General features: G+C 42.8%; 16 protein-coding genes and 1 tRNA gene. 9 read left to right on the top strand and 8 right to left on the bottom strand.

Annotated features, from left to right (window positions below; genetic code table 11):
- Window positions 1-4 precede the first annotated feature (4 nt).
- A complete protein-coding gene (locus tag R2Q80_RS09980; RefSeq protein WP_316799459.1) occupies window positions 5-427 on the top strand; it encodes a nuclear transport factor 2 family protein in 423 nt (140 codons plus the stop codon).
- An 8-nt stretch (window positions 428-435) separates the two neighbouring features.
- Here the strand turns inward: R2Q80_RS09980 and R2Q80_RS09975 are convergent, their stop codons facing one another.
- Both R2Q80_RS09975 and topA read right to left on the bottom strand, forming a co-directional pair.
- Window positions 436-840: a hypothetical protein gene (locus R2Q80_RS09975; protein WP_316799458.1), complete on the bottom strand. Its 405-nt coding sequence runs from the start codon at window positions 838-840 to the stop codon at window positions 436-438.
- Window positions 841-882: 42 nt separating this feature from the next.
- The gene (topA, locus tag R2Q80_RS09970) at window positions 883-3,456 is read right to left on the bottom strand and encodes a type I DNA topoisomerase (RefSeq protein ID WP_316799457.1); all 2,574 of its coding nucleotides are present in this window, start codon (window positions 3,454-3,456) and stop codon (window positions 883-885) included.
- Window positions 3,457-3,596: 140 nt separating this feature from the next.
- On the opposite strand from topA, the gene R2Q80_RS09965 reads away from it, so the two are divergent.
- Window positions 3,597-4,112 carry a glutathione peroxidase gene (locus R2Q80_RS09965; protein WP_316799456.1) on the top strand — a complete coding sequence of 172 codons (516 nt, stop codon included), beginning with the start codon at window positions 3,597-3,599 and terminating at the stop codon, window positions 4,110-4,112.
- A 186-nt stretch (window positions 4,113-4,298) separates the two neighbouring features.
- Here the strand turns inward: R2Q80_RS09965 and R2Q80_RS09960 are convergent, their stop codons facing one another.
- Both R2Q80_RS09960 and R2Q80_RS09955 read right to left on the bottom strand, forming a co-directional pair.
- Window positions 4,299-5,135, bottom strand: coding sequence for an MBL fold metallo-hydrolase (locus R2Q80_RS09960; protein WP_316799455.1), 837 nt, complete (start codon window positions 5,133-5,135; stop codon window positions 4,299-4,301).
- 45 nt (window positions 5,136-5,180) lie between these two features.
- Window positions 5,181-5,624, bottom strand: a complete 444-nt coding sequence (locus tag R2Q80_RS09955) for a MarR family winged helix-turn-helix transcriptional regulator (RefSeq protein WP_316799454.1) — start codon at window positions 5,622-5,624, stop codon at window positions 5,181-5,183.
- A 91-nt stretch (window positions 5,625-5,715) separates the two neighbouring features.
- Between R2Q80_RS09955 and R2Q80_RS09950 the strand changes: the two genes are divergently transcribed.
- On the top strand, window positions 5,716-7,014 hold the full coding sequence (locus R2Q80_RS09950) for an MFS transporter (protein ID WP_316799453.1): 1,299 nt from the start codon (window positions 5,716-5,718) through the stop codon (window positions 7,012-7,014).
- Window positions 7,015-7,035: 21 nt separating this feature from the next.
- On the opposite strand, the gene R2Q80_RS09945 is transcribed toward R2Q80_RS09950, so the two are convergent.
- On the bottom strand, window positions 7,036-8,088 hold the full coding sequence (locus R2Q80_RS09945) for a LacI family DNA-binding transcriptional regulator (protein ID WP_316799452.1): 1,053 nt from the start codon (window positions 8,086-8,088) through the stop codon (window positions 7,036-7,038).
- A 212-nt stretch (window positions 8,089-8,300) separates the two neighbouring features.
- On the opposite strand from R2Q80_RS09945, the gene R2Q80_RS09940 reads away from it, so the two are divergent.
- From R2Q80_RS09940 to R2Q80_RS09920, 5 genes are all read left to right on the top strand, one after another.
- Window positions 8,301-10,130, top strand: coding sequence for a glycoside hydrolase family 2 TIM barrel-domain containing protein (locus tag R2Q80_RS09940; RefSeq protein ID WP_316799451.1), 1,830 nt, complete (start codon window positions 8,301-8,303; stop codon window positions 10,128-10,130).
- Between the two features lie 187 nt (window positions 10,131-10,317).
- A complete protein-coding gene (locus R2Q80_RS09935; RefSeq protein WP_316799450.1) occupies window positions 10,318-11,799 on the top strand; it encodes a glycoside hydrolase family 30 protein in 1,482 nt (493 codons plus the stop codon).
- An 18-nt stretch (window positions 11,800-11,817) separates the two neighbouring features.
- Window positions 11,818-12,642 carry an SDR family oxidoreductase gene (locus tag R2Q80_RS09930; protein ID WP_316799449.1) on the top strand — a complete coding sequence of 275 codons (825 nt, stop codon included), beginning with the start codon at window positions 11,818-11,820 and terminating at the stop codon, window positions 12,640-12,642.
- Window positions 12,643-12,671: 29 nt separating this feature from the next.
- The gene (gene uxuA / locus R2Q80_RS09925) at window positions 12,672-13,841 is read left to right on the top strand and encodes a mannonate dehydratase (protein ID WP_316799448.1); all 1,170 of its coding nucleotides are present in this window, start codon (window positions 12,672-12,674) and stop codon (window positions 13,839-13,841) included.
- 177 nt (window positions 13,842-14,018) lie between these two features.
- Window positions 14,019-14,092 (top strand) — tRNA-Arg (locus R2Q80_RS09920).
- Between the two features lie 76 nt (window positions 14,093-14,168).
- On the opposite strand, the gene R2Q80_RS09915 is transcribed toward R2Q80_RS09920, so the two are convergent.
- From R2Q80_RS09915 to uvrA, 3 genes are all read right to left on the bottom strand, one after another.
- Window positions 14,169-15,404 (bottom strand): PQQ-dependent sugar dehydrogenase, encoded by a 1,236-nt coding sequence (locus R2Q80_RS09915; RefSeq protein WP_316799447.1) that lies wholly within the window; start codon window positions 15,402-15,404, stop codon window positions 14,169-14,171.
- 47 nt (window positions 15,405-15,451) lie between these two features.
- A complete protein-coding gene (locus R2Q80_RS09910; RefSeq protein ID WP_316799446.1) occupies window positions 15,452-15,790 on the bottom strand; it encodes a hypothetical protein in 339 nt (112 codons plus the stop codon).
- Between the two features lie 144 nt (window positions 15,791-15,934).
- Window positions 15,935-18,451, bottom strand: a complete 2,517-nt coding sequence (gene uvrA, locus R2Q80_RS09905; protein ID WP_316799445.1) for an excinuclease ABC subunit UvrA — start codon at window positions 18,449-18,451, stop codon at window positions 15,935-15,937.
- Between the two features lie 151 nt (window positions 18,452-18,602).
- Here uvrA and R2Q80_RS09900 point away from each other — a divergent pair, with 151 nt between their 5' ends.
- Window positions 18,603-21,869, top strand: a complete 3,267-nt coding sequence (locus R2Q80_RS09900; protein WP_316799444.1) for a TonB-dependent receptor — start codon at window positions 18,603-18,605, stop codon at window positions 21,867-21,869.
- The last annotated feature ends 1 nt before the right edge of the window (window position 21,870 follow it).

Raw genomic sequence — 21,870 nt, 5'->3', positions numbered from 1 at the left:
AGATATGATAAAAAAAATAGTGATATTTTGTGGATTACTCTTCGTCGCCAACGCGGGCTTTGCCCAAAATGAGCGCGTTGAAGATGCGGTAAGCTTACTTACAAAACTGATGATCAGTCCCGATAGTTTGGCATTGGATAAGCTTGTGTTGAATAAACTGAGCTATGGGCATTCCAGTGGGAAAGTCCAGAATAAACAGGAATTTTTGCATTCACTGTTATCAGGAGAATCAGACTTCGTAGATATCAGCCTGACCGATCAGGCAATAATTGTTCAAAACAATACCGCACTGGTAAGGCATACCCTTACGGCCAAGACCAATGATAAACAAGTACCCGGAAATGTTAAGCTATATATATTACTGATCTGGAGTAAAGAGAAAGCGGGGTGGAAGCTACTGGGCAGGCAGGCAGTAAAGGTGCCTTAATTGTTGGCTTATTTGATCATCACCCCAGGCCGGTTCACCAGCGGGATTTTGATCAGGTTGGAATCGATAATACTTTCGGGAAGGAAGATGAATTTCTTATCAAAGATTGTTGAGCCGATGTAGTAACTCAACCAGTATTCATTTGTAAGGCCGAAAACTTCAGGGTCGATGGCTTCAACACCTTTAAAATCGTTTGCGGCCATGTCGCCTATAAAATGGCGAAGTACAGAAGTTTTCACTTGTTTACCATCTTTCTCCCCGTAACCTTTTGAGCTGATTAACACGTTTGTAATCGGCTCACTTTTCAGGTTAACAAGATAAACAGTCCAGTTTTTTACCTCCGGCGTTTCGCTCATCAGCACCACCGCCATAGCAATATCTTCAACTGTATTTTCTGGTAAATCTGCTTTCAACTGCTTATTATTGAATAAATGAGTGATTGGACTATTAAATTATTATTTCTTTTTTGCCACTGTTTTTTTAGCCGGAGCTTTTTTTGCTGCTGATTTTTTCGGCGCTGCTTTTTTCTTTGTTTCGAAGGCGTTTGGAACCTGCTCCACAATCATCTTTTTAACTACCTCCAGATCGATATCAACCAATTCTTCAGCAGTATATTTTTGTTTGGTAGCCTCATTGTTTCTGAGTTTCAACATGAGTTTTCCAAAGCGGATAAATGGTCCCCATCGTCCGTTTTCTATCGAGATTTTCTCTGCATCCCAGGTTTTAATGTAACGATTGGCTTCTTTTTCAACTTTTTTACTGATTAACACATCAATATCGGCCTGAGTTAGGTTATCATAATCATATCCTTTTGCAGGTATATTGATAAACAGATCGTTCCATTTGATGAAAGGGCCGAAGCGGCCTTTACCTTTTGTAACCTCTAAGCCTTCATAATAGGCAATGGGCGCATCTGCATCCATTTTCTGTTGAATGATCTGTACCGCTCTTTCGTAGTTAACTGAAAGTGGTTCTTCGTTTTTTGGAAGGGAGATAAATGCTTCACCCCATTTCACATATGGGCCAAAACGGCCAATACCTACCATCACTTCTTTGCCCTCAAAATCAGGAAGGGCAAAAGGAAGTTTGAAAAGTTCCAGTGCATCTTCGAGTGTAATTGTAGCCACCGATTGACTGCGCATCAAACTTGCATAGCGTGGCTTTTCTTCTTCATCGAGCTCACCAATTTGAACCAAGGGACCAAATTTACCGACTTTAGTATATACATTTTTCCCGCTTGCCGGGTCTAACCCGAGCAAACGTTCACCTGTAGCACGTTCCGCATTTTCCAACGTAGTCTCCACTTCCAGGTGGAAAGGATTATAAAAAGAATGCAACATTTTGGTCCATTCCTGTAATCCTTGCGCAATCTCATCAAATTCCTTTTCTACCCTGGCTGTAAAGTTAAAATCAACAATCCCTTTAAAATGTTCAACCAAAAAATCATTTACTACCTCGCCAATATCGGTAGGAAATAGCTTGGATTTCTCGGCTCCTGTAATTTCGGATTTTGTTTCTTTTTTTAACTGTCCGTTTGCCAGCACAATGGAAACAAAGTTTCTTTGCTTACCATCCCGATCCTCCTTTACCACATAACCGCGGTTTTGTACCGTAGAAATGGTTGGCGCATATGTTGATGGTCTGCCTATACCCAGTTCTTCTAATTTTTTAACCAGACTGGCTTCTGTATATCTTGCAGGCGGACGTGAAAAACGTTCCGTTGCCTGCATTTCCTTTAACAATAATTCTTGTCCTTTAGCCAAAGGAGGGAGGATTGAACCCCCTTCTTTTTCATCTCCTTCTTCTTCATCGGTTGATTCGAGATAAACCTTTAAAAAGCCATCGAATTTTAGCACTTCACCTTCAGCCACAAGATGTTCTTTTCTGGTGGAAGCTGTAATCTGGGCCGTTGTTTTTTCAAACAGGGCTTCACTCATCTGAGATGCGATAGAGCGTTTCCAGATTAAATCGTACAAACGTTTTTCAGAATTGTCGCCATCTACTGAGTGCCTGTCAAAATAGGTCGGGCGAATAGCTTCGTGAGCCTCCTGAGCGCCTGCCGATTTAGTTTTATAAACCCTTTGATGATGATATTTCTCTCCGTAAGCTGATTTGATTTCTGCAGCAGCAGCATTGATAGCGGTTTCTGATAAGTTTACCGAATCCGTTCTCATGTATGTAATCTTACCGGCTTCGTACAATCGTTGTGCCACCTGCATGGTCCTTGCTACCGAGAAGCCCAATTTCCTGGATGCCTCCTGCTGCAAAGTAGATGTGGTGAAAGGCGCTGCCGGGTTGCGTTTGGCCGGTTTGGTTTCCAGACTGCTGATATCAAACCTGGCTGATGCGCAGTCCTGAAGGAATTGTTCTGCTTCAGCCTCATTTTCAAAACGCTGGGGAAGTTCTGCTTTTACCACTTCTTTTCCCTTACCGGTAGAAAACTGAGCGGTAATTTTGAAAGCTGCAGCTGCACTAAAGTGCTGAACCTCTCGCTCTCTGTCGACAATTAACCGAACTGCTACCGATTGTACGCGGCCGGCTGAAAGCGATGGTTTTACTTTTTTCCATAAAACAGGAGAAAGTTCGAAACCCACTAAACGATCTAAAACGCGACGGGCCTGCTGGGCATTTACCAGGTTATAATCAATCGTTCGCGGACAATCAATTGCTTTCAGGATAGCAGGTTTGGTGATTTCATGAAAAACGATACGTTTAGTCTTCTCCACTTTCAGGCCTAAAGTTTCGAATAAGTGCCATGAAATGGCTTCTCCCTCACGGTCTTCATCGGATGCAAGCCATACCATTTCGGCATCCTTGGCAAGTTTCTTTAATTCGGCTACCAGTGCTTTCTTATCAGCCGGAACCTCGTATTTTTGCGCAAAATCATTTTCAATATCGATCGCCATATCGCCTTTGGCTAAATCCCGAATATGGCCATAGCTTGATTTCACCAGGAAATCTTTGCCTAAGTAGCCTTCTATAGTTTTAGCTTTTGCGGGTGACTCTACGATTAATAAGTTTTTGGCCATGAAATACGTTTTTGTGCAAATAAAGCTATAATAAAGGGATAAATCCAAACCTAAACATGATTTTGTTCAATTATTTATGCCTACATTACCTTTCTAAATCCTATTTGTGCTTATCTTCGTATATAAAATAAAACAAAGCAATGATCAACACTATCCTTATCCTTTTAAACTTTTTGGTGCCAAATCCGCCGAAAAATGTTTACGATTTCAGCTTCAAAACTATTGACGGCAAAGAAATCAAGTTATCGAAATTTAAAGGTAAAAAAATTATGATTGTCAATACCGCTTCTAAATGTGGCTTCACTCCGCAATATGAAGATCTTGAGAAACTGCAAAAACAGTACGGCAAGAAAGTGGTATTAATCGGATTTCCTGCAGGAAACTTCGGTGGTCAGGAATTTTCGACCAATGCAGAGATTAAAGAATTTTGCACTGGTAAATACAACGTTTCTTTCCTCCTGGCAGAAAAAAGCAGTGTAAAAGGTGACGATATCAGTCCCTTATTTAAATACCTGACTACTCAAACCAATACAGAGGAACAAGGTGATATCAAATGGAACTTTGAAAAGTTTCTGATTAATGAGAAGGGGGAGTTGGTTCACCGTTTCCGTTCAAAAACCAAACCTACAGACGAGGCAATCGTTAAGAACCTTTAATAGATAGGAGTTATGTAATCACCAGTGTTTGAAGACTTCCAATGTGGTTACAGAATACTTAAAAAAAGAGACTAATGAAAATTAGTCTCTTTTTTTTTGTTAATCTAAGTCGTTCCCGTTGATCTTGCTTAACAAATCAGAAATGAGAGTTTTTAATGTAAATACCAATAGTGATTTAGGGCCATTCTAGAACAGATTTAATTGTTCAGCCTGATGGCTATATGGATTAAAATGGTATGTGCTGCTACAGGAATTTTCGTTGCCTATATAATACAATTCTGTTTCTTCATAGCGCGAAGCAACTTTTATCAAAGTATTTCCGGCTACCTTTTTAAAAAGTTCTTCCACCAGCGATGGATCATTGTTATCCTTTGATAAATGACTCAGCAGGAGATGACTCATAAAGTCGGGTTTATGATTTTGAAAAAGATCAAGCGCCTGCGCATTGCTGAGGTGACCATGTCCGCTGGTGATGCGCCTTTTGAGAAAGTAAGGGTAATTACCGTTGGCTAGCATCCGGGCGCAATAGTTAGCTTCAAGAAAAGCTGCATGACAGGTTCTGAACTGGCTGATAAGCCGTTCGCAAACTGCGCCGATGTCGGTAAATATACCTACACGAATGTTATTGTGTTCTACAGTGAAACTATACGGGTCGGCAGCATCGTGAAACTTTGAAAAGGCAAAAACCTTCAAGTTCCCGATGCTGATGCTCTGGGTATGGGCAATAGGGAAGGTGCAACCTTCGTTGAACAGTAATTTACTGCTTTTTAAAGTTGGGCTACTGATATAAACAGGGATTTTGAATTTCCTGGCAAAAACGCTGAGTCCCTTGATGTGGTCACTGTGTTCATGCGAAATGAAAACAGCTTTCACTTTATGTACGGACAATCCAAGCCTCAGCATTCTCTTTTCCACTTCTTTACAGGTCAATCCCACATCAATCAGCACGGCTTCATCCTGATTGCCCACGTAATAGCAATTGCCGTTACTGCCCGAATTTATTGAAGTAAAATATAGTCCCATGCTGTGTGGCAAGTTACGGCTATTTCGGGTAAAGAGAAAGTAAAACTATACTCTTGTTCCGTTATGTTCTACTAACCGCGAAAGCAGGGGAAGAAATGCCTGTATCAGGTTAATTTCTTCTGAGGAGAATATTTTTTCCATGGTTTGTACCAGCCATTCCTCTTTAATCTTTCTGCTGGCGATGATGTGTTTCTCACCAAGCTTTGTTAAAGCGATATAAACTTTCCGCTTATCTTCCTCACTCGGGAAACGTTCCACACACTTTGCCTCATGTAAACGATTGATAATTTGCGATATCGCCTGCTTTGAAACGCGCTCCAGGTCAGCCAGCTCTGTAGATAGCATTTTTCCATGCTGCTCCAGTAAAGACATGGTAAGCAGCTCGGCATTACTAAATTCAGAACTTACATTCTGCTTCCTTAACTGGCGAGTAAGCCGGGTAACTGTACTTCTTAACTTAGCTGCTATTTCTTGTGTTTGCGATGGCATTATATTGGTAAATAAACTTTACAAATATAATGCTTATTATTTAATTATTATACAGTGATCTTAAAGATGAAGGATTCTAAATGATCTACAGATGATGAAAATAACAGATTTACATTTTGTAAATACTGTGGTAATCGTTACTTTTGTAAAGTTACTTTACTATTTAATCATGAGTATTTTTCGTTCCTTAAGACATTATAATTACAGGTTATTTTTTACCGGGCAAGCCATTTCACTTGTTGGCACATGGATGCAACGCGTAGCCATCAGTTGGCTGGTTTACAGATTAACGGGATCGGCTTTCTTACTGGGTTTAATTACCTTTCTTAGTTTAATCCCATCTTTAATACTGGCGCCATATGCCGGCAGCTATGTAGACAGGCATAATAAATATAAAATCCTGGTAATTACTCAGATTATACTGATGTTGCAAGCAGGGGCGCTTGCCGCGATGATCTGGTTCAAGGTGTATGATATGTTCTGGATAGCAGCCCTTTCACTTGTTCAGGGACTGGTGAATGCATTTGATGTTACGGCCCGCCAGTCATTAATGGTTAATTTAATTGATGATAAGGAAGATTTGCCGAATGCGATTGCACTCAACTCTTCTATGTTCAATGCGGCCAGGCTTATTGGTCCGGCGCTTGCTGGGGTAATTCTTAGTACCTTGGGTGAAGACATCTGTTTTTTAATCAATTTCCTTAGTTTTATTGCAGTGCTGGGTTGTATGGTGATGATGAAACTCAATCTGGCTGAACCAGCAAGATCCAAAGAAAACATCTGGATCGATCTGAAAAAGGGCTATGATTATCTCAAAGCGTCTCCGGATCTGGCCTCCATGATTTTGATGATGGCTGCATCCAGCTTGCTTGTGATTCCCTTTACCACCTTACTGCCCGTATTTGCTAAAGATATTTTTAATGGTAATGCCACTACATTTGGCTGGTTTGAAAGTGCTGCAGGTTTCGGGGCCTTCTTTGGTGCCATTTACATGGCTACCCTAAAACCAGGGCAAAACCTTCAAAAAATTGTGATACTATCGGGCACCGTACTGGCCATCGCCGTGATCGCCCTTGCTGTTTCCCCTTCACTCATACTGGCTTTAGGTTGTACCGGACTGGCCGCTTTGGGTTTAATGGCCCAAACATCATCCATCAATACCTACCTGCAAACACATGCTGATGATTTAATGAGGGGGCGTACCCTGAGCTACTATATCATGGCGTATCAGGGGGTGTTACCGATTGGAAGTTTGTTAATGGGTTATTTTGCCCATCAGTTTGGTACGCAAACCGTGGTAGCCTTTGAAGGGGCAGCAGGTTTACTAATTGTATTTGCGTTCGTATACCACGAAAAACACATCACTAAAACTAATGCCATCGCATTTTAATATGCACGAATAAAACATACGTCAATGTACTACCAATCGGCAATCAACCATCACCTTTTTGTAATCCTGCAGATCAATCTCCCGGTTGATGAGTTGCAATAACAATTTTATAGCGTTTTCGCCGACTGATTCCGGATTCTCCTCTATAGAAGCCACCGGCGGATTGTCCAGATAGGTAATAAATGCATTGTTTCCGAATCCAACACACTCTATTTTAGCAAATCCGGGATAGTTTATTGATTTCAGGTATTTGATTGCATCGAACAGGATTGGCTCCTTGAAAGCCACCAACGCAGTCGGTATTTTTTCAGCAGAAAAGAGGTGTTGTATTGCAGTAATGGTATTTTCCTGATCAAAATCAGTATAAGCAACCAGCTCAGCTGAAAAAGGAATTTGATTATCCTTTAGTGCATTAATATAGCCATTAAAACGATCATGGGTAAAATTGATCATCTTAGGACCACCCAGGTAGGCTATTTTTCGGTGGCCCCGTTCAATCAGGAATTGAGTAGCCTGATAGCAACCTTGAAAAGTATTCCCGAGTACTTTATGGCAATTTAAATTAAAGCTGGGATTCCGGGTATAATACACTACCGGCACACCCATTTTTTCAAACTGATTAAGGTGATCGAATTGCTGTGTATGTTTGGATATAGCCACGATCAATCCATCCACGCGGCTTCTTAAAAGCATATCTGCCGACTGGATCTCTTTTTGCAAATCATCGTGAGACTGACTGATGATGACATTATATCCATGTGCAGTGGCAAATTGCTCCACACCATCAATACTCCGGGTAAAAAAATGATCTGATAAATTTGGAAGGATGATACCGATAATCCGTGAACGTCTTTCCTTTAAATTGATGGCTGATTTATTAGGCGTGAAGTTCAGTTCCCTGGCCATTTCCTGAACGCGTTTCTTCGTAAACTCGTTTATGGTTGGATAATTATTAAGCGCCTTGGAAACTGTAGAAACCGACATTTTTAATTTACCGGCAAGAAATTTAAGCGTAACAGGCGTATTTTGCATCATCATTTCCAATCTCCATGCATAGTTAAGAAAAAAACGCAATTATTTCAAACGTTTGAAACGTTGTTTCTATCTGCTCTGCATGCCGGCGGGCATTTTGTAACTCTTTTATCGGGTTCCCTTTTATAAATTCGCTATGCTTTTAACATGAAAATATCCATCTATAACCAAATTTTGCCCTTGATGGAAACATCGTCAGTTATTTAATTGTTAGTTTTGGAACAATCAATTAATTAACAAATTAAAAATAAGTTATGCTAAAATTAACCTATAGAGTACTTTTAATCTGCTTATCGCTTTTTGCTTCAGTTAGTTACGCACAGGTTACCGCTATACAAAATATTCAGGCCCGCAAGGTGCAGAGTCTCAACGGCAAATGGAATTACATCATCGATCCATACGAAAACGGCTACTATGACTACAGGCATGAGCCTTTTGATAAATCCAAAAGTGGAACAGGCGGCTTTTTCGACGACCGTGTTCAAAAAGATAAATCGGAACTGATTGAGTATGACTTCGATCATTCACCTCAAATGAATATTCCCGGCGACTGGAATTCACAACTGGAAAAACTGGAGCTTTATGAGGGGAATATCTGGTTCAGAAGGAAATTTGACGCCAAACCTGAAAAGGGCAAGAAGTACTTTATCTATTTCGCCGCAGTAAACTATGAAGCGCATGTATATGTAAACGGAAAAAAAGTTGGCATACATAAGGGTGGTTTTACTCCCTTCCAGTTCGATGTCACCAGTGTATTAAAAGCGGGGGAGAATTCTATCGTTGTAAAAGTTGACAATACCCGGAAAGCCGATGAAATTCCGACCGTAAATACTGACTGGTGGAACTACGGCGGTATTACACGTGACGTTTTCCTGGCAGAATTCCCGGAACACTTTATCAGCGATTATAAATTACAACTCGTTAAAGGAAACAATAACTTATTAAGTTTTACTTTAAAACTCAATGATGCCACTCCAAATCAGGAAATTACACTTTCGATACCGGAATTAAAGCTGGAGAAAAAATACAAAACTGATGCAGAAGGTAGGGTAGCCGATGATTTCACCTGGAACAATTTAAGCCTATGGTCGCCGGAAACACCCAAGCTTTATGCGGTGAATATCAAAACCGATAAAGAAGATATTAATGATAAGATAGGGTTCAGAACGATTCAGGTAGATGGCGACAGCATCCTGTTGAACGGAAAATCAGTTTTCCTTCGTGGCATTTCAATTCACGATGAAAATCCACTACTGGCTGGCAGGTTGCGTGGGGAAGGTGATATGCGCATGATGCTGCAATGGGCAAAGGACATGAACTGCAATTATGTCCGCCTGGCGCATTATCCACATAACGAAGAGATGATTCGTTTGGCAGATGAGATGGGGTTGCTTGTTTGGGCCGAGGTACCTGTATACTGGACCATCAGCTGGACTAACCCCGCAACTTATGCCAACGCTAAACAGCAGCTTACTGATTTAATTGTGCGTGATAAAAACCGGGCCAGTGTGATAGTGTGGTCGGTAGGTAACGAAACACCACTGAGCGATGCACGGTTAAGCTTCATGACGAATCTGGTAGAAACCGCCCGCACGCTTGACGATACCCGGTTGGTGGCAGCTGCTTTGGAAGTACACCGCGATGGAAATGCAATGGTACTGAACGATCCGCTGGGCGAAAAAATCGACCTGGTTAGTTTTAATGAATATGCGGGCTGGTATTGGGGAGGTAATCCATCAGAGATTACCAAATATACTTTCAATATCAAATATAACAAACCAGTGGTGGTTACGGAGTTCGGTGGCGATGCCCTGGGCGGCTTTCACGCGGATGAAAATACCCGTTGGAGCGAAGAATATCAGGAAGCACTGTACAAAAACCAGATTACACTCTTATCTAAGATAGGTGCTTTACGCGGGATGACGCCCTGGATTTTAACCGATTTCAGGTCTCCAAGACGGCAGCATCCCATTTATCAGAATTTCTGGAACCGTAAAGGACTGATTAGTGAAACAGGTAAGAAAAAGAAGGCCTATTACATACTAAAAGATTTTTACGGGCAAATGCAGACGAAATATAAATAGAGATATTAAATAAACAGATGATGTTATTCGCCTAATAAATAATTGGTTAAACCCAAATCAGGGTGCTACAGAAAAAAATATACCTTAGAATGATGTTAAATGATGTAAGTAATGAAGTTTTTATTCGGAAATTCGGCATTACAAATATATCGATGTCTTCATTGGCATTTAACATAAGTATACGATCATGATGAAAGAGAAACTGAGCATCCTGTTAATTCTGGCCACCGCCTTTACTGCTGGTGCCCAAACCAGGAAAGTAACAAAACCAGCTGTGAAAAGCACCGGAAGCTATTCGACAGTAAACAAAAAAGTAACCGTTTATATAACTGCAGACAAGTCTGATTACCGGTTGAGTAAAACAGAAACATTAAATTTTACGGAACATAAACAACCATTTGAAACCGAGCCTTGTATTTTTGTTGATCCAACGATCAAATATCAAACTTTTGTAGGTATTGGTGGCGCGCTCACCGATGCTTCTGCTGAAACATTTGCCAAACTTTCTAAAGCAAATCAGCAGGAATTACTGACTGCCTATTATAGTACTGATAAAGGAATTGGTTACAGCCTGGCCAGAACCAATATCGCGAGTTGCGACTTTTCCAGCGGAACTTATGCTTATATTCAGGATAACGATAAGGACCTGAAAACATTCAGTGTGGCACATGATGAGCAATATAAAATTCCGCTGATTAAACAGGCTACAGCTGCCGCCGGCGGTAAATTAACCTTATATGTTAGCCCGTGGTCGCCACCCGCATGGATGAAAGACAATAACAGCGTAATCGGAGGCGGTCACTTGCTACCTGCATATCGCCAGGCATGGGCCAACCATTATGTTAAATTCATTAAAACCTACGAAGCGATGGGCATACCGGTTTGGGGTTTGTCGGTGCAGAACGAGCCTATGGCCAAACAAATCTGGGAATCATGCGTGTACACTGCAGAAGAGGAGCGGGACTTTATTAAAAACTTCCTGGGCCCAACTTTACAAAAATCCGGACTAGCGGCTAAAAAACTTATCGCATGGGACCATAACCGGGATCAGATATTCCAGCGTGCAAGTACTATTTTGAATGATAAAGAGGCGGCGAAATATGTTTGGGGTATTGGGTATCACTGGTACGAAACCTGGACGGGAAGTGGTATGCAGTTTGGAAATGTAAAACAAACACATGAGGCTTATCCGGATAAAGCCCTGATTTTTACCGAGGGATGTAAAGAACAGTATGATGTAAAAAAACTGGATGACTGGACTTTGGGTGAGCGTTATGGCTATTCCATGATCAACGATTTTAACGCCGGTACCGGCGCATGGACCGACTGGAATATTCTTCTGGACGAAAAAGGCGGTCCCAATCACGTAGGAAACTTCTGTTTTGCACCGGTACACGCCGATACTAAAAAAGATAAACTCATTTATACAAATGCCTATTACTATATCGGCCACTTCTCCAAGTTCATTCGTCCCGGAGCCAGAAGGATTGGTACAGCATCAAGTCGCGACAAACTGTTTTCTACAGCTTTCTTAAATACTGATGGTAAGCTGGTAGTTGTGGTGATGAACCAATCAGATGAAAAATTAAAATACAATTTATGGATTAAAGGTGAAGCAGCCGAAGCGACCAGCTTACCCCATTCCATAGCCACATTAGTGGTAAATTAACCAGATAAAACTAAACAAATGGTAAATAAAGTCGAAAGTCTGTTTTCGTTAAAAAACAAGGTGGTTGTGGTTACAGGTGCAACCGGTGTTTTAGGAGAGGCTTTTATTAACGGGCTGTGTGCAGCTGAAGCAACAATTGTAATCATTGGCAGAAATGAAGATGCCGCCAGGCAGCGTGTAAAAGAAGTCACTGAAGCTGGCGGAAAAGCCATGTATGTGATTGCTGATGTACTAAACGAGGAAAATTTAAATCATGCCCACTGCGAAATCATGAACACTTATGGCCGAATTGATGCGCTGGTGAATGGCGCAGGTGGAAATATTCCCGAAGCCGTTGTTCAGCCTGGGAGCGATGTTTTCAATTTAAATATTAATGCCTTGAAACAGGCTTTTGACTTGAATTTGTTTGGAACCATAGTACCTACACAGATTTTCGGGAAGGAAATTGCCAAACATGGAGGGAGTATTGTAAACATCTCATCGGTGTCTGCTTCACAAGCGGTAACACGTGTACTGGGTTATTCGCTTGCTAAAACGGCAATCGACAGTTATACCAAATGGATGGCGGTGGAGCTGGCCAACAGGTACGGCGATAAGATCAGGATGAATGCCATTGTTCCCGGTTTTTTTATCACCAATCAAAACAGGGCATTGCTCACCAACCCTGATGAATCATTAACCAGCAGGGGTCAGGCCATTATTACCAAAACGCCCTTTAAACGATTTGGTTCTCCAGATGAATTAATAGGGGCTTTGGTGTACCTTTTAAGTGATGCTTCGAAATTTGTAAGTGGCGAAAGCATTACGGTAGACGGTGGATTTTGTGCGTTTTCAGGTGTTTAGAACCAAATTTAAATATATCACAATTTTTTATGAAGTATAAAAAACTCGAGCAAACCTGGCGTTGGTACGGACCAAATGATCCGGTTAGTTTACAAGATGTAAAGCAAGCCGGTGCAACAGGAATTGTATCTGCACTACACCACATTCCCCATGGCGAAATCTGGCCTTTGGAAGATATTCAGGAACGAAAAGCCATTATTGAGGCATCAGGGCTCACCTGGTCGGTAGTGGAAAGTGTACCTGTTCACGAAGCTATTAAAACACGCAGAGCCGATGCGGAGCATTACCTTGAAAACTACAGGACTTCGTTGAGAAACCTGTCTGCATGCGGCATCAAGACCGTTTGCTACAATTTCATGCCTGTGCTGGACTGGACACGTACGCAACTGGACCTCCAAATGACTGATGGCTCCAAAGCTTTATATTTTAATTGGATCGACCTGGCCATTTTCGACCTCTACATCCTGAAACGTGATCAGGCAGCTTCAGATTATTCGCCTTCTATTTTGCAACGGGCACAAGATAAATATGCTACGCTGGATGAAAACGCCTTAAATGATTTACGCGTAAACGTACTGATGGGCATTCCCAATGAAAAAGAGATTGAACTGGAGACTTTAAGGGCCAGCATTAATGAATACGCTGCAATAGGTACCGCAGGGTTGAAAGAAAACTTAAATTTTTTCCTTTCTTCGATTGCCGGTGTATGTACCGAAGAAGGGATCAGGATGACTATCCACCCTGATGATCCGCCTTATCCTATTTTAGGCTTACCCCGGATTGCCAGTACCCTTCAGGATTTCAAAGACATTATATCTGGTGTAGACCAGCCTTTTAATGGTGTATGTTTCTGCACCGGTTCATTAGGTGCCGGCATGAAAAATGATGCCCTCGAAATTTTCCAGGCGGTAAAAGAGCGGGTATATTTTCTCCATCTGCGTAACGTGACAAAGGATGAAGACGGTAGTTTTTATGAAGCAGATCACCTCGGTGGCGACGTAAATATGTATGATATTATGAAGGCCGTTACAGAGGAGAATGCGCTACGTCAGCAGCCCATTCCGTTTCGTCCTGATCACGGGCATCAGATGCTGGATGATCTGGCCAAAGAAACGAACCCGGGGTATTCGGCAATTGGCCGTTTACGAGGCCTTGCAGAGCTAAGAGGACTGGAAATAGGGGTGACCGGAAATTATTAAAATCATTGTTTTTTGAGTTGCAGAAGTATTACTTCATCATTCAGACGATAATAGTGAAAAATTAATTCATTAGTATTGAATTACTTATTCCGCTGTAGCGCAGAATGGGCGATATTTTTGAAATATATTTTCTCTTATTAAATAGAACTTCTATATTTGCAGCTCATTAAAAAATGAGCCTCGGTAGCTCAGTTGGATAGAGCAACGGTTTTCTAAACCGTGGGTCAGGGGTTCGAATCCCTTCCGGGGTACAAAAAAATCCTCTTTAATTAATTTTAAAGAGGATTTTTTTTTGGCCAGTGATTGCATTGAAGTCGTATTTCAGGTTTACTGTTTATCAATACGATATAACCTTCCTCCATCGGTGACGGCGTAAAGTGCATTATCTATACCTTGCGTAATGTCGCGGAAACGCTGTCCCTCACTGGCCAGTAGCCTTTCTTCACCCACTACCTTATTATTAGTGATGACCAGCCGGGCAATATGCGTGGCGCTCAGCGAACACATAAACAAATTGTTCTGCCATTCAGGTATACGGTTGCCACTATAAAAAGTCATGCCACTTGGGGAAATTACCGGATCCCAGTAATAAACCGGTTGTTCCAGTCCATTCTGCTGCTGGATAGCAGAACCTATTGCCGCGCCGCTATATTCGATACCATACGTAATAGTTGGCCAGCCATAGTTTTTGCCGCCCTGTAGTCTGTTGAGTTCATCGCCGCCACGTGGCCCATGTTCGCTTTGCCAGATATCTCCGGTAACAGGATGCAGCGCTAATCCCTGCGGATTCCGGTGTCCCATACTATAGAGTTCTGGTAGTGCCCCTGACGTGGTGAAAGTCGGATTTGCAGCGGCTGGCTGACCGTTGGTATTGATTCGTATCACCTTGCCCAGTCCTGCGGTTACCGATTGTGCTAATGGTCTTGTTGCCAGGTCTGATCGTTCGCCTGCACTCACGATGAGGTTACCGGTTTTGTCGAAAATAATTCTGCCACCATAATGCAATGTGCCATTATAAGCCGGCCCTGCACGGTAAATTATTGTAGCATTCTCAATGGTCAGTTCATTTTGTGCCAACCGACCCTTTGCTACTGAAGTTTGTGTACCACCCGGCACATTTTCTGAAAATACCCAATAAACCATTCGATTGCTTGAAAACTGCGGATCGATACAAAGGCCGAGTAATCCGCCCTGTCCGTTTGCATTTACGGCGGGAAGACCGGTTATCGGTGCGCTTAAGGTTCCGGTAGAGGTGGCGATGCGCATGGTGCCAGCTTTTTGAGTAATTAAAAATCTCCCGTCAGGAAGGGTTGTAATACCCCAGGGAGCAATAAGCGATGTTGATATTGCGGTGCCTTGTATCGCCGTATTGGTACGTACCGCTGTCATTCTCGTTTGTCCGGCAAAGGCCGGAGGATAACTGGTATTCGGAGCACTGGTTTCAACGCCAGGACCAATAACCGGGTCAATTTCAGGATCTGTTTCATCAATGCTTCCTTTGGAGCATGCTGCTGCCAGCAGAACGAAACTGGCGATGGTAATCAGGTTAAGCTTGTTTTTCATGGTAGTGATTTTTAGATTTCTGATTAATTTTAGTTCAATTAAAGCTGCTACTTGTAATGAATATTCTTGTTATCATCGATATAGAAACCATAATCTTTTTCGTGATAAAAAATATGGTAAGGGTTATCCTTTGTTGCACCAAGGGTTTGTAAAACAGGAAAGAATGCACTAAAGATTGGTGTCATTCTGTCAACGGTTTCCTGAAAAGCTACCTCTTTAAGATCAATCGAGGCTTTAAGCGCTTCAGATGCTTGTTTGCCCGCTGCACTTTTATCCTGATCTGCTTCTGCTAAGGCTGGCTTCAGTTCCAGGTCTATCTCGGCACGTTCTGCAAGTGCTTTTTCTTTATTTTCTAAGTATTGAATTGCTAGTATTTCATTTTCCATAATTAGTTAACCGGCATCCATGAAAATAGTTTCCAATAAAAGAATTCTCCTTTCAATGGCACTGATCGCCGCGTTTAGCGGTTTTACAAAATAATCCACCATGGAAAAACAGTAAGCAGATAATAATAAAACTTGCTACCAAGACTAACTTCGATCCGCTGTAACCTCTGCAATGTAATGCGCCAGAAAAGGAGCTGTTCTACTTTCTGTACAACGGCTAAGTCCTTCGGTTGTTCCTGCATATACAATTTTACCTCCTTCATCTCCGGTGCCAGGCCCGATATCAATTACCCAATCACTCTGGGCAATTACCTGCATATCGTGTTCTACAATAATTATTGTATTTCCGGCATCCGCTAATTTATTGAGCTGTATCATCAATCTTTCAACATCAGCAGGGTGGAGTCCGGTTGTTGGCTCATCAAGTACGTATAGCGAAGACCCTTTCTGAATTTTTTGCAATTCGGTAGCGAGCTTGATTCGCTGTGCTTCTCCACCGGAAAGTTCAGTTGCAGATTGTCCCAGGCGCAGGTATCCCAATCCAACTTCCTGAAGAATATCGAGTGAACGGTAAATCTGTGGATCTTCATCAAAAAGGTTTCGCGCCTGGTCTACAGTTAGTTCCAGAATCTGGGCGATGGTTTTGTCTTTAAAAGTCACCTCGAGCGTAGCGTTGTTATAACGTGTTCCGTCACATACCGGACAAGGTGTATAAACACTTGGCAAAAATAGCAATTCAACCATTACGAAGCCTTCTCCCTGACATCTGGGGCAACGGCCTTTAGCTACATTGAAAGAAAAACGACCTGCATCGTATTTTCGCTTTCTGGCCAGCGGTGTTTCCGCGAATCGTTTTCGCACATGGTCAAAAAGACCGGTATATGTGGCCAGGTTTGAACGGGGGGTACGCCCTATAGGCTTTTGGTCTACAACAACCAAACGGGAAATGTTATTCAATCCCGATATGATTTTGCCTTGAACAGGAGCACTGACTTCTGCGTAATAACCATCGGCCGGGTTTACAGGCAACACTTCAAAATCTTGTCCAAGTCCTTTGGCGACGAGTTCTACGAGAATGTGGCTCACCAGACTGCTTTTGCCCGATCCTGAAATACCGGTTACGCAAGTCAATAAGCCGAGTGGAAACTCAACGCTGATATTTTTGAGGTTATGCCTGGTGGCTCCGCCAATACTCAGCTTTCCTGTTGTCTGACGGTTAGCTGAACGATTCTTTACAGGTGCGCTGAGGAGATATTTGGAGGTGAGTGAGTCTGCGATATTCTTTAGGCCGCCCGGCAAACCATTATATAAAATCTGGCCTCCGTGTGCACCTGCAGAAGGCCCCACATCAACAATCCAGTCTGCATGGCGGATGACTTCAATTTCATGTTCTACGACAAAAATGCTGTTCCCTGCTGCCTTTAGTTTGTCCAGGATGTTAAGCAGCGCCCGGGTATCTGCCGGATGTAATCCTGCGGAGGGTTCGTCAAGTACATAAACAACGCCAAAAAGATTTGAATGAACCTGTGTGGCCAGGCGGAGCCGTTGAAGTTCTCCAGGTGAAAGGGTAGGAGTGGTCCTTTCTAATGTAAGATAGCCAAGTCCCAACTCGAGCATCACGCTGATGCGCGAAAGGATGTCGGCGCAAATCCTGTGCTTAACCACTTGTTTTTCGCTTTTTCCGTTATTGCGGGCATATTTTCTAACAATAGCAGAAAGTGACGAAAGGGAGAGACGTGACATTTCTGCGATATCTTTTTTATCAAACTTAACCGATAGCGCGGCGCGCTGCAGGCGTTTGCCTTCGCATACCGGACAGGGTGTGCTGATCATGAATTCACTGACCCTTTTTTTCATCAGTTCAGACTGACTTGACGAAAAGGTTTTGAGCACGTACGGTTTTGCACCTATAAAAGTACCCATATAATCTGGTGTTCTTTTCTGCCTGATTGCCTTTGCTGTCTCCTCCGGCGTAAAACCCGGATATACCGGTACCGTTGGTGTTTCTTCTGTAAAGAGGATCCAGTCGCGGTCTTTTTGTGGCAAATCTTTCCACGGAATATCTACATTGTAGCCCATTGAAACCAATATGTCGCGTTGGTTCTGTCCCTGCCAGGCTTTTGGCCAAGAGGCAATAGCATGTGCCCTGATACTAAGGGAAGCATCAGGTACCATTGTTTTCTCTGTCACTTCAAATACGCTTCCAAGTCCATGGCATTCGGGGCATGCACCCTCTGGCGTGTTGGGCGAAAAGCCCTCTGCATAAATGATTTCCTGATCTTCAGGATAATCTCCTGCCCTGGAGTATAACATGCGGAGCAGGTTTGAAAGGGTGGTAACACTGCCAACAGAAGACCTGGTGCTGGCGCCTCCGCGCTGTTGCTGGAGGGCCACTGCGGGCGGAAGTCCATCTATCGAATCCACCTCGGGTACACTCATTTGATTGAAGAGGCGGCGTGCATAAGGAGAGACTGATTCCAGATACCGTCGTTGTGCTTCGGCATACAAGGTCCCAAAGGCCAGTGACGACTTACCTGATCCGGATACACCGGTAAATACTACCAGTTTGTCGCGTGGTATATCAAGCGAAACATCTTTCAGGTTGTGCTCCCGTGCGCCGCGGATCCTGATCATATTGTTATTATTTTTATCTGCCATCATGTATTCAATATTACAAAGATCCAAACCGCTATATTGTTTTAAAACCAGCAGAGATAATTTCTTCTTTGAAAATATAATTATGGTCAAACATTATATGAGCTTTGTTTGTATAGTAGCTACTATCGAGAATCATTAACACTTTATTTATTCTATGAAGCTACCTATACAAAGGCAAATTTTCTTTCTGGCCTTGTTTTCTCTAGCCGCAGGTGCGCAGGCTCAAATCAAAACAGATACAGTCCGGCGCCGAACGGACAGTACTTCCCGGCCAGTTAATCCACCAGATACTGTCCCGAAGACGCAATCCATACCAGAAACTCCAGTAAAAACGCCTCCCAATCCTCTCTCTGGAAGATCAGCCGCTCCGGCCAGTACAGGTAACAACCTAACCAACACTTCCTCATCCAAATCATCAGATACGACGGCTATCGTAGTGAAAGGTACTGTACGCGATGAAAAAAATCTTCCTGTTCCAGGCGCTGTTGTACAGGTTGTAGGAAAACCTGTTAAAACCACTACTGATGAAAATGGAAAGTTTACCATCAATCTGCCAGCTAAAAACAGCAGCATTCAGGTATTGTTTATCGGATATATCACTAAAACAGTTACACCCGGAACCCAGCGTGAGCTTTCAATAACCCTTGTTCCATCCAGCCAGAAGTTAGACGATGTTGTGATTACGGGTTATTCTACCCAGCAAAAGAAAGACCTTACGGGAGCCGTATCTCAAATCAGATCATCGGATATCGACAATATGCCGGTTGGGGGTGTTGATCAGGTACTTCAGGGAAAAGCTGCCGGGGTTTCTGTAACACAAGGCACAGGCGCTCCTGGTGAAGGTATTGCTGTGCGTATTCGCGGTATCGGAACCATTAACAATAACAATCCGCTCTATGTGATCGATGGCGTGCCAAGTACATCAGGCATTAACCAGATTTCACCAACAGATATTGAAAGTATCAGTATTCTAAAGGATGCTTCTTCGGCCTCAATCTACGGTGCCCGGGCATCTAATGGCGTAGTAGTTGTCACTACGAAAAAGGGAAAATCAGGAAAATCACATTTCAACCTGTCGCAATATACAGGTGTACAGGTACATGGCGATTTGATTAAAATGGCCAATACCGAACAGTACGTTGCAGCATTTAACACCGCTGCTATGGCAGACGGCAGAACGCAGATACCAGCTACTTTGATAGCTGGTCTTCCGAACGTAAACTGGCAAAAGGAGGTTCTTAAACCCGCATTGATCAACAATACTAACCTCTCTGTAGATGGCGGAAATGAAACAGGTAACTACCTGGTAGCGGCAAACTATTACAAACAGGATGGTTTGATCAATAACAGTGCTTATGATAGGTTTAATCTGAGGACTGCCGTAAACAGTACACTATCGAAAATATTTTCTACAGGCCTAAACCTTAACCTTTCTTATGCACGCACCCGGCAGGTAGGAGCCTCAGGCGATGGTTTCGGAAGCGGAAACCAGGGCGCCAGTGTGATGCGTTATGCGCTTTTCCGCACGCCGGCTACACCCGTGTTTAAACCCAACGGAGATTATGTAGACCTTCCGGATAATCCCGCTTTTTTTGGGGATGGATTGAATCCGGTAGGATATGCGGATAACTTTGACAGAAACAATAATGCCTATAGCATGCTTGGTAACGTATTTCTGGAGGCTAAAATTCTCGAAGGTTTAAAGTTCCGTACTACCCTCGGTGGTACGCTGGTCATCACCGACTTTAAGCAGTTTTTTAAAATCTGGGGAGATCGCGCACAGAACTCACCTGGTAGTTTAGCCCGCTCAAATGCTAACCAGTTGGATTATAACTGGACCAATACCCTGACTTATAACCTTAAACTGGGCGACAACCATACATTTAACTTCCTGGCCGGATCGGAAAGTATCAAAAGCCGCACTAACGGCCTCTCTGCTTCAAGGTCAATTTTTCCAAATCAATCTGCAGATTTCCAGTACCTGGATAATGGAATTGGCATACAGCAGAATGGAGAGAACGAATCCCGATGGGCATTGTTCTCCTTGTTTGGACGGGCCGATTATCAATATGCTGAAAAATATCTTGCCAGCTTTACCGTTCGCCGGGATGGGTCTTCGCGCCTGAATCCTGCAAACCGGTATGGTAACTTCTATGCCGGCTCAATTGGCTGGAGGTTAGATCAGGAATCTTTTTTAAAGAATTTTAAACCACTATCGATGCTGAAACTGCGGGCAAGCATCGGGCAGACCGGAAATCAGGAAATCAGTAATTATGCCTATACCTCACTGAATTCCTTTGTAGGCTTCTATCCATTTGGCGGCACACCTGTAATCGGAAACTCCCTCACCTCGAGAGGAAACAGCAACATTACCTGGGAAACCAGCACACAAAGCAATTTTGGTTTGGATGTGGCATTTTTCGACAATGCACTTCAGCTGAATGCCGACTATTTCATCCGGGATAATTCTGATATTCTTTTTGCCAATCCGTTGCCACCAAGTGCTGGCGGAGGTGGCAGCCCATATGTCAATGCCGGAAAAGTCCGTAATCAGGGCATTGAACTACAGGTTTCCTACCGTGGAAAAATTGCAGAGAACTGGAGTTTTGATGTATCAGGAAATGTGGCTACTTTAAATAATAAAGTACTTTCATTAGCTGGTTCGCCAATTGTAGGAGGCAGGATTGACAATGAGTATTATGCTACATTGACTACTGTTGGACAGCCCATAGGCGCTTTTTACCTGCTTCCTATGGAAGGTATTTTCCAGAATGATCTGGATATTTTCACCCATGCCTATCAGGGCGCCGGAATTCAACCTGGAGATGTAAAATATAAAGATTCGAATGGAGACGGCCTTATCGATGAGAAAGACAGAGAATTCGCCGGGAGTCCGATTCCGAAATTAACCTATGGTTTTACAGGCAATCTGAAATTCAAGCAATTTGATCTGAGTGTATTTTTTCAGGGCGCTTACGGCAATAAACTGTATAATCAGGTAGCTACCGATATTGAAGGCTTTTACCGCGCCTTTAATATCACTGAGCGCATTGCCACCGGAAGCTGGAACGGAGCGGGCAGTACCAATGAGTTTCCGCGCCTTACCTGGAGCTCGGCTTCTTCTACAAACAATAAAAGACCTTCAACCAGATTTCTGGAAAATGGCTCTTATTTGAGACTAAAAAATTTACAGATAGGTTATACCTTAAGCCCCAAAATATTGTCGGCCTTAAAAATCGCTTCAATGCGGGTTTATGCCAGCGGTCAAAACTTATTGACATTTACGAAATACACGGGTCTGGATCCTGAAATTTATACCAGCAGTAACGGCCAGGGAGATGGTGTACGCGCTGTAGGGATTGACTGGGGAACTTATCCTTCGGCAAGAATTTATACGCTTGGTCTTAATCTTAATTTCTAAT

Origin of the sequence: Pedobacter frigidisoli (genome assembly GCF_032678525.1) — a bacterium.
In the GTDB taxonomy this organism is placed as follows: domain Bacteria; phylum Bacteroidota; class Bacteroidia; order Sphingobacteriales; family Sphingobacteriaceae; genus Pedobacter; species Pedobacter frigidisoli_A.
This window is presented reverse-complemented; position numbering and strand designations above follow the sequence as displayed.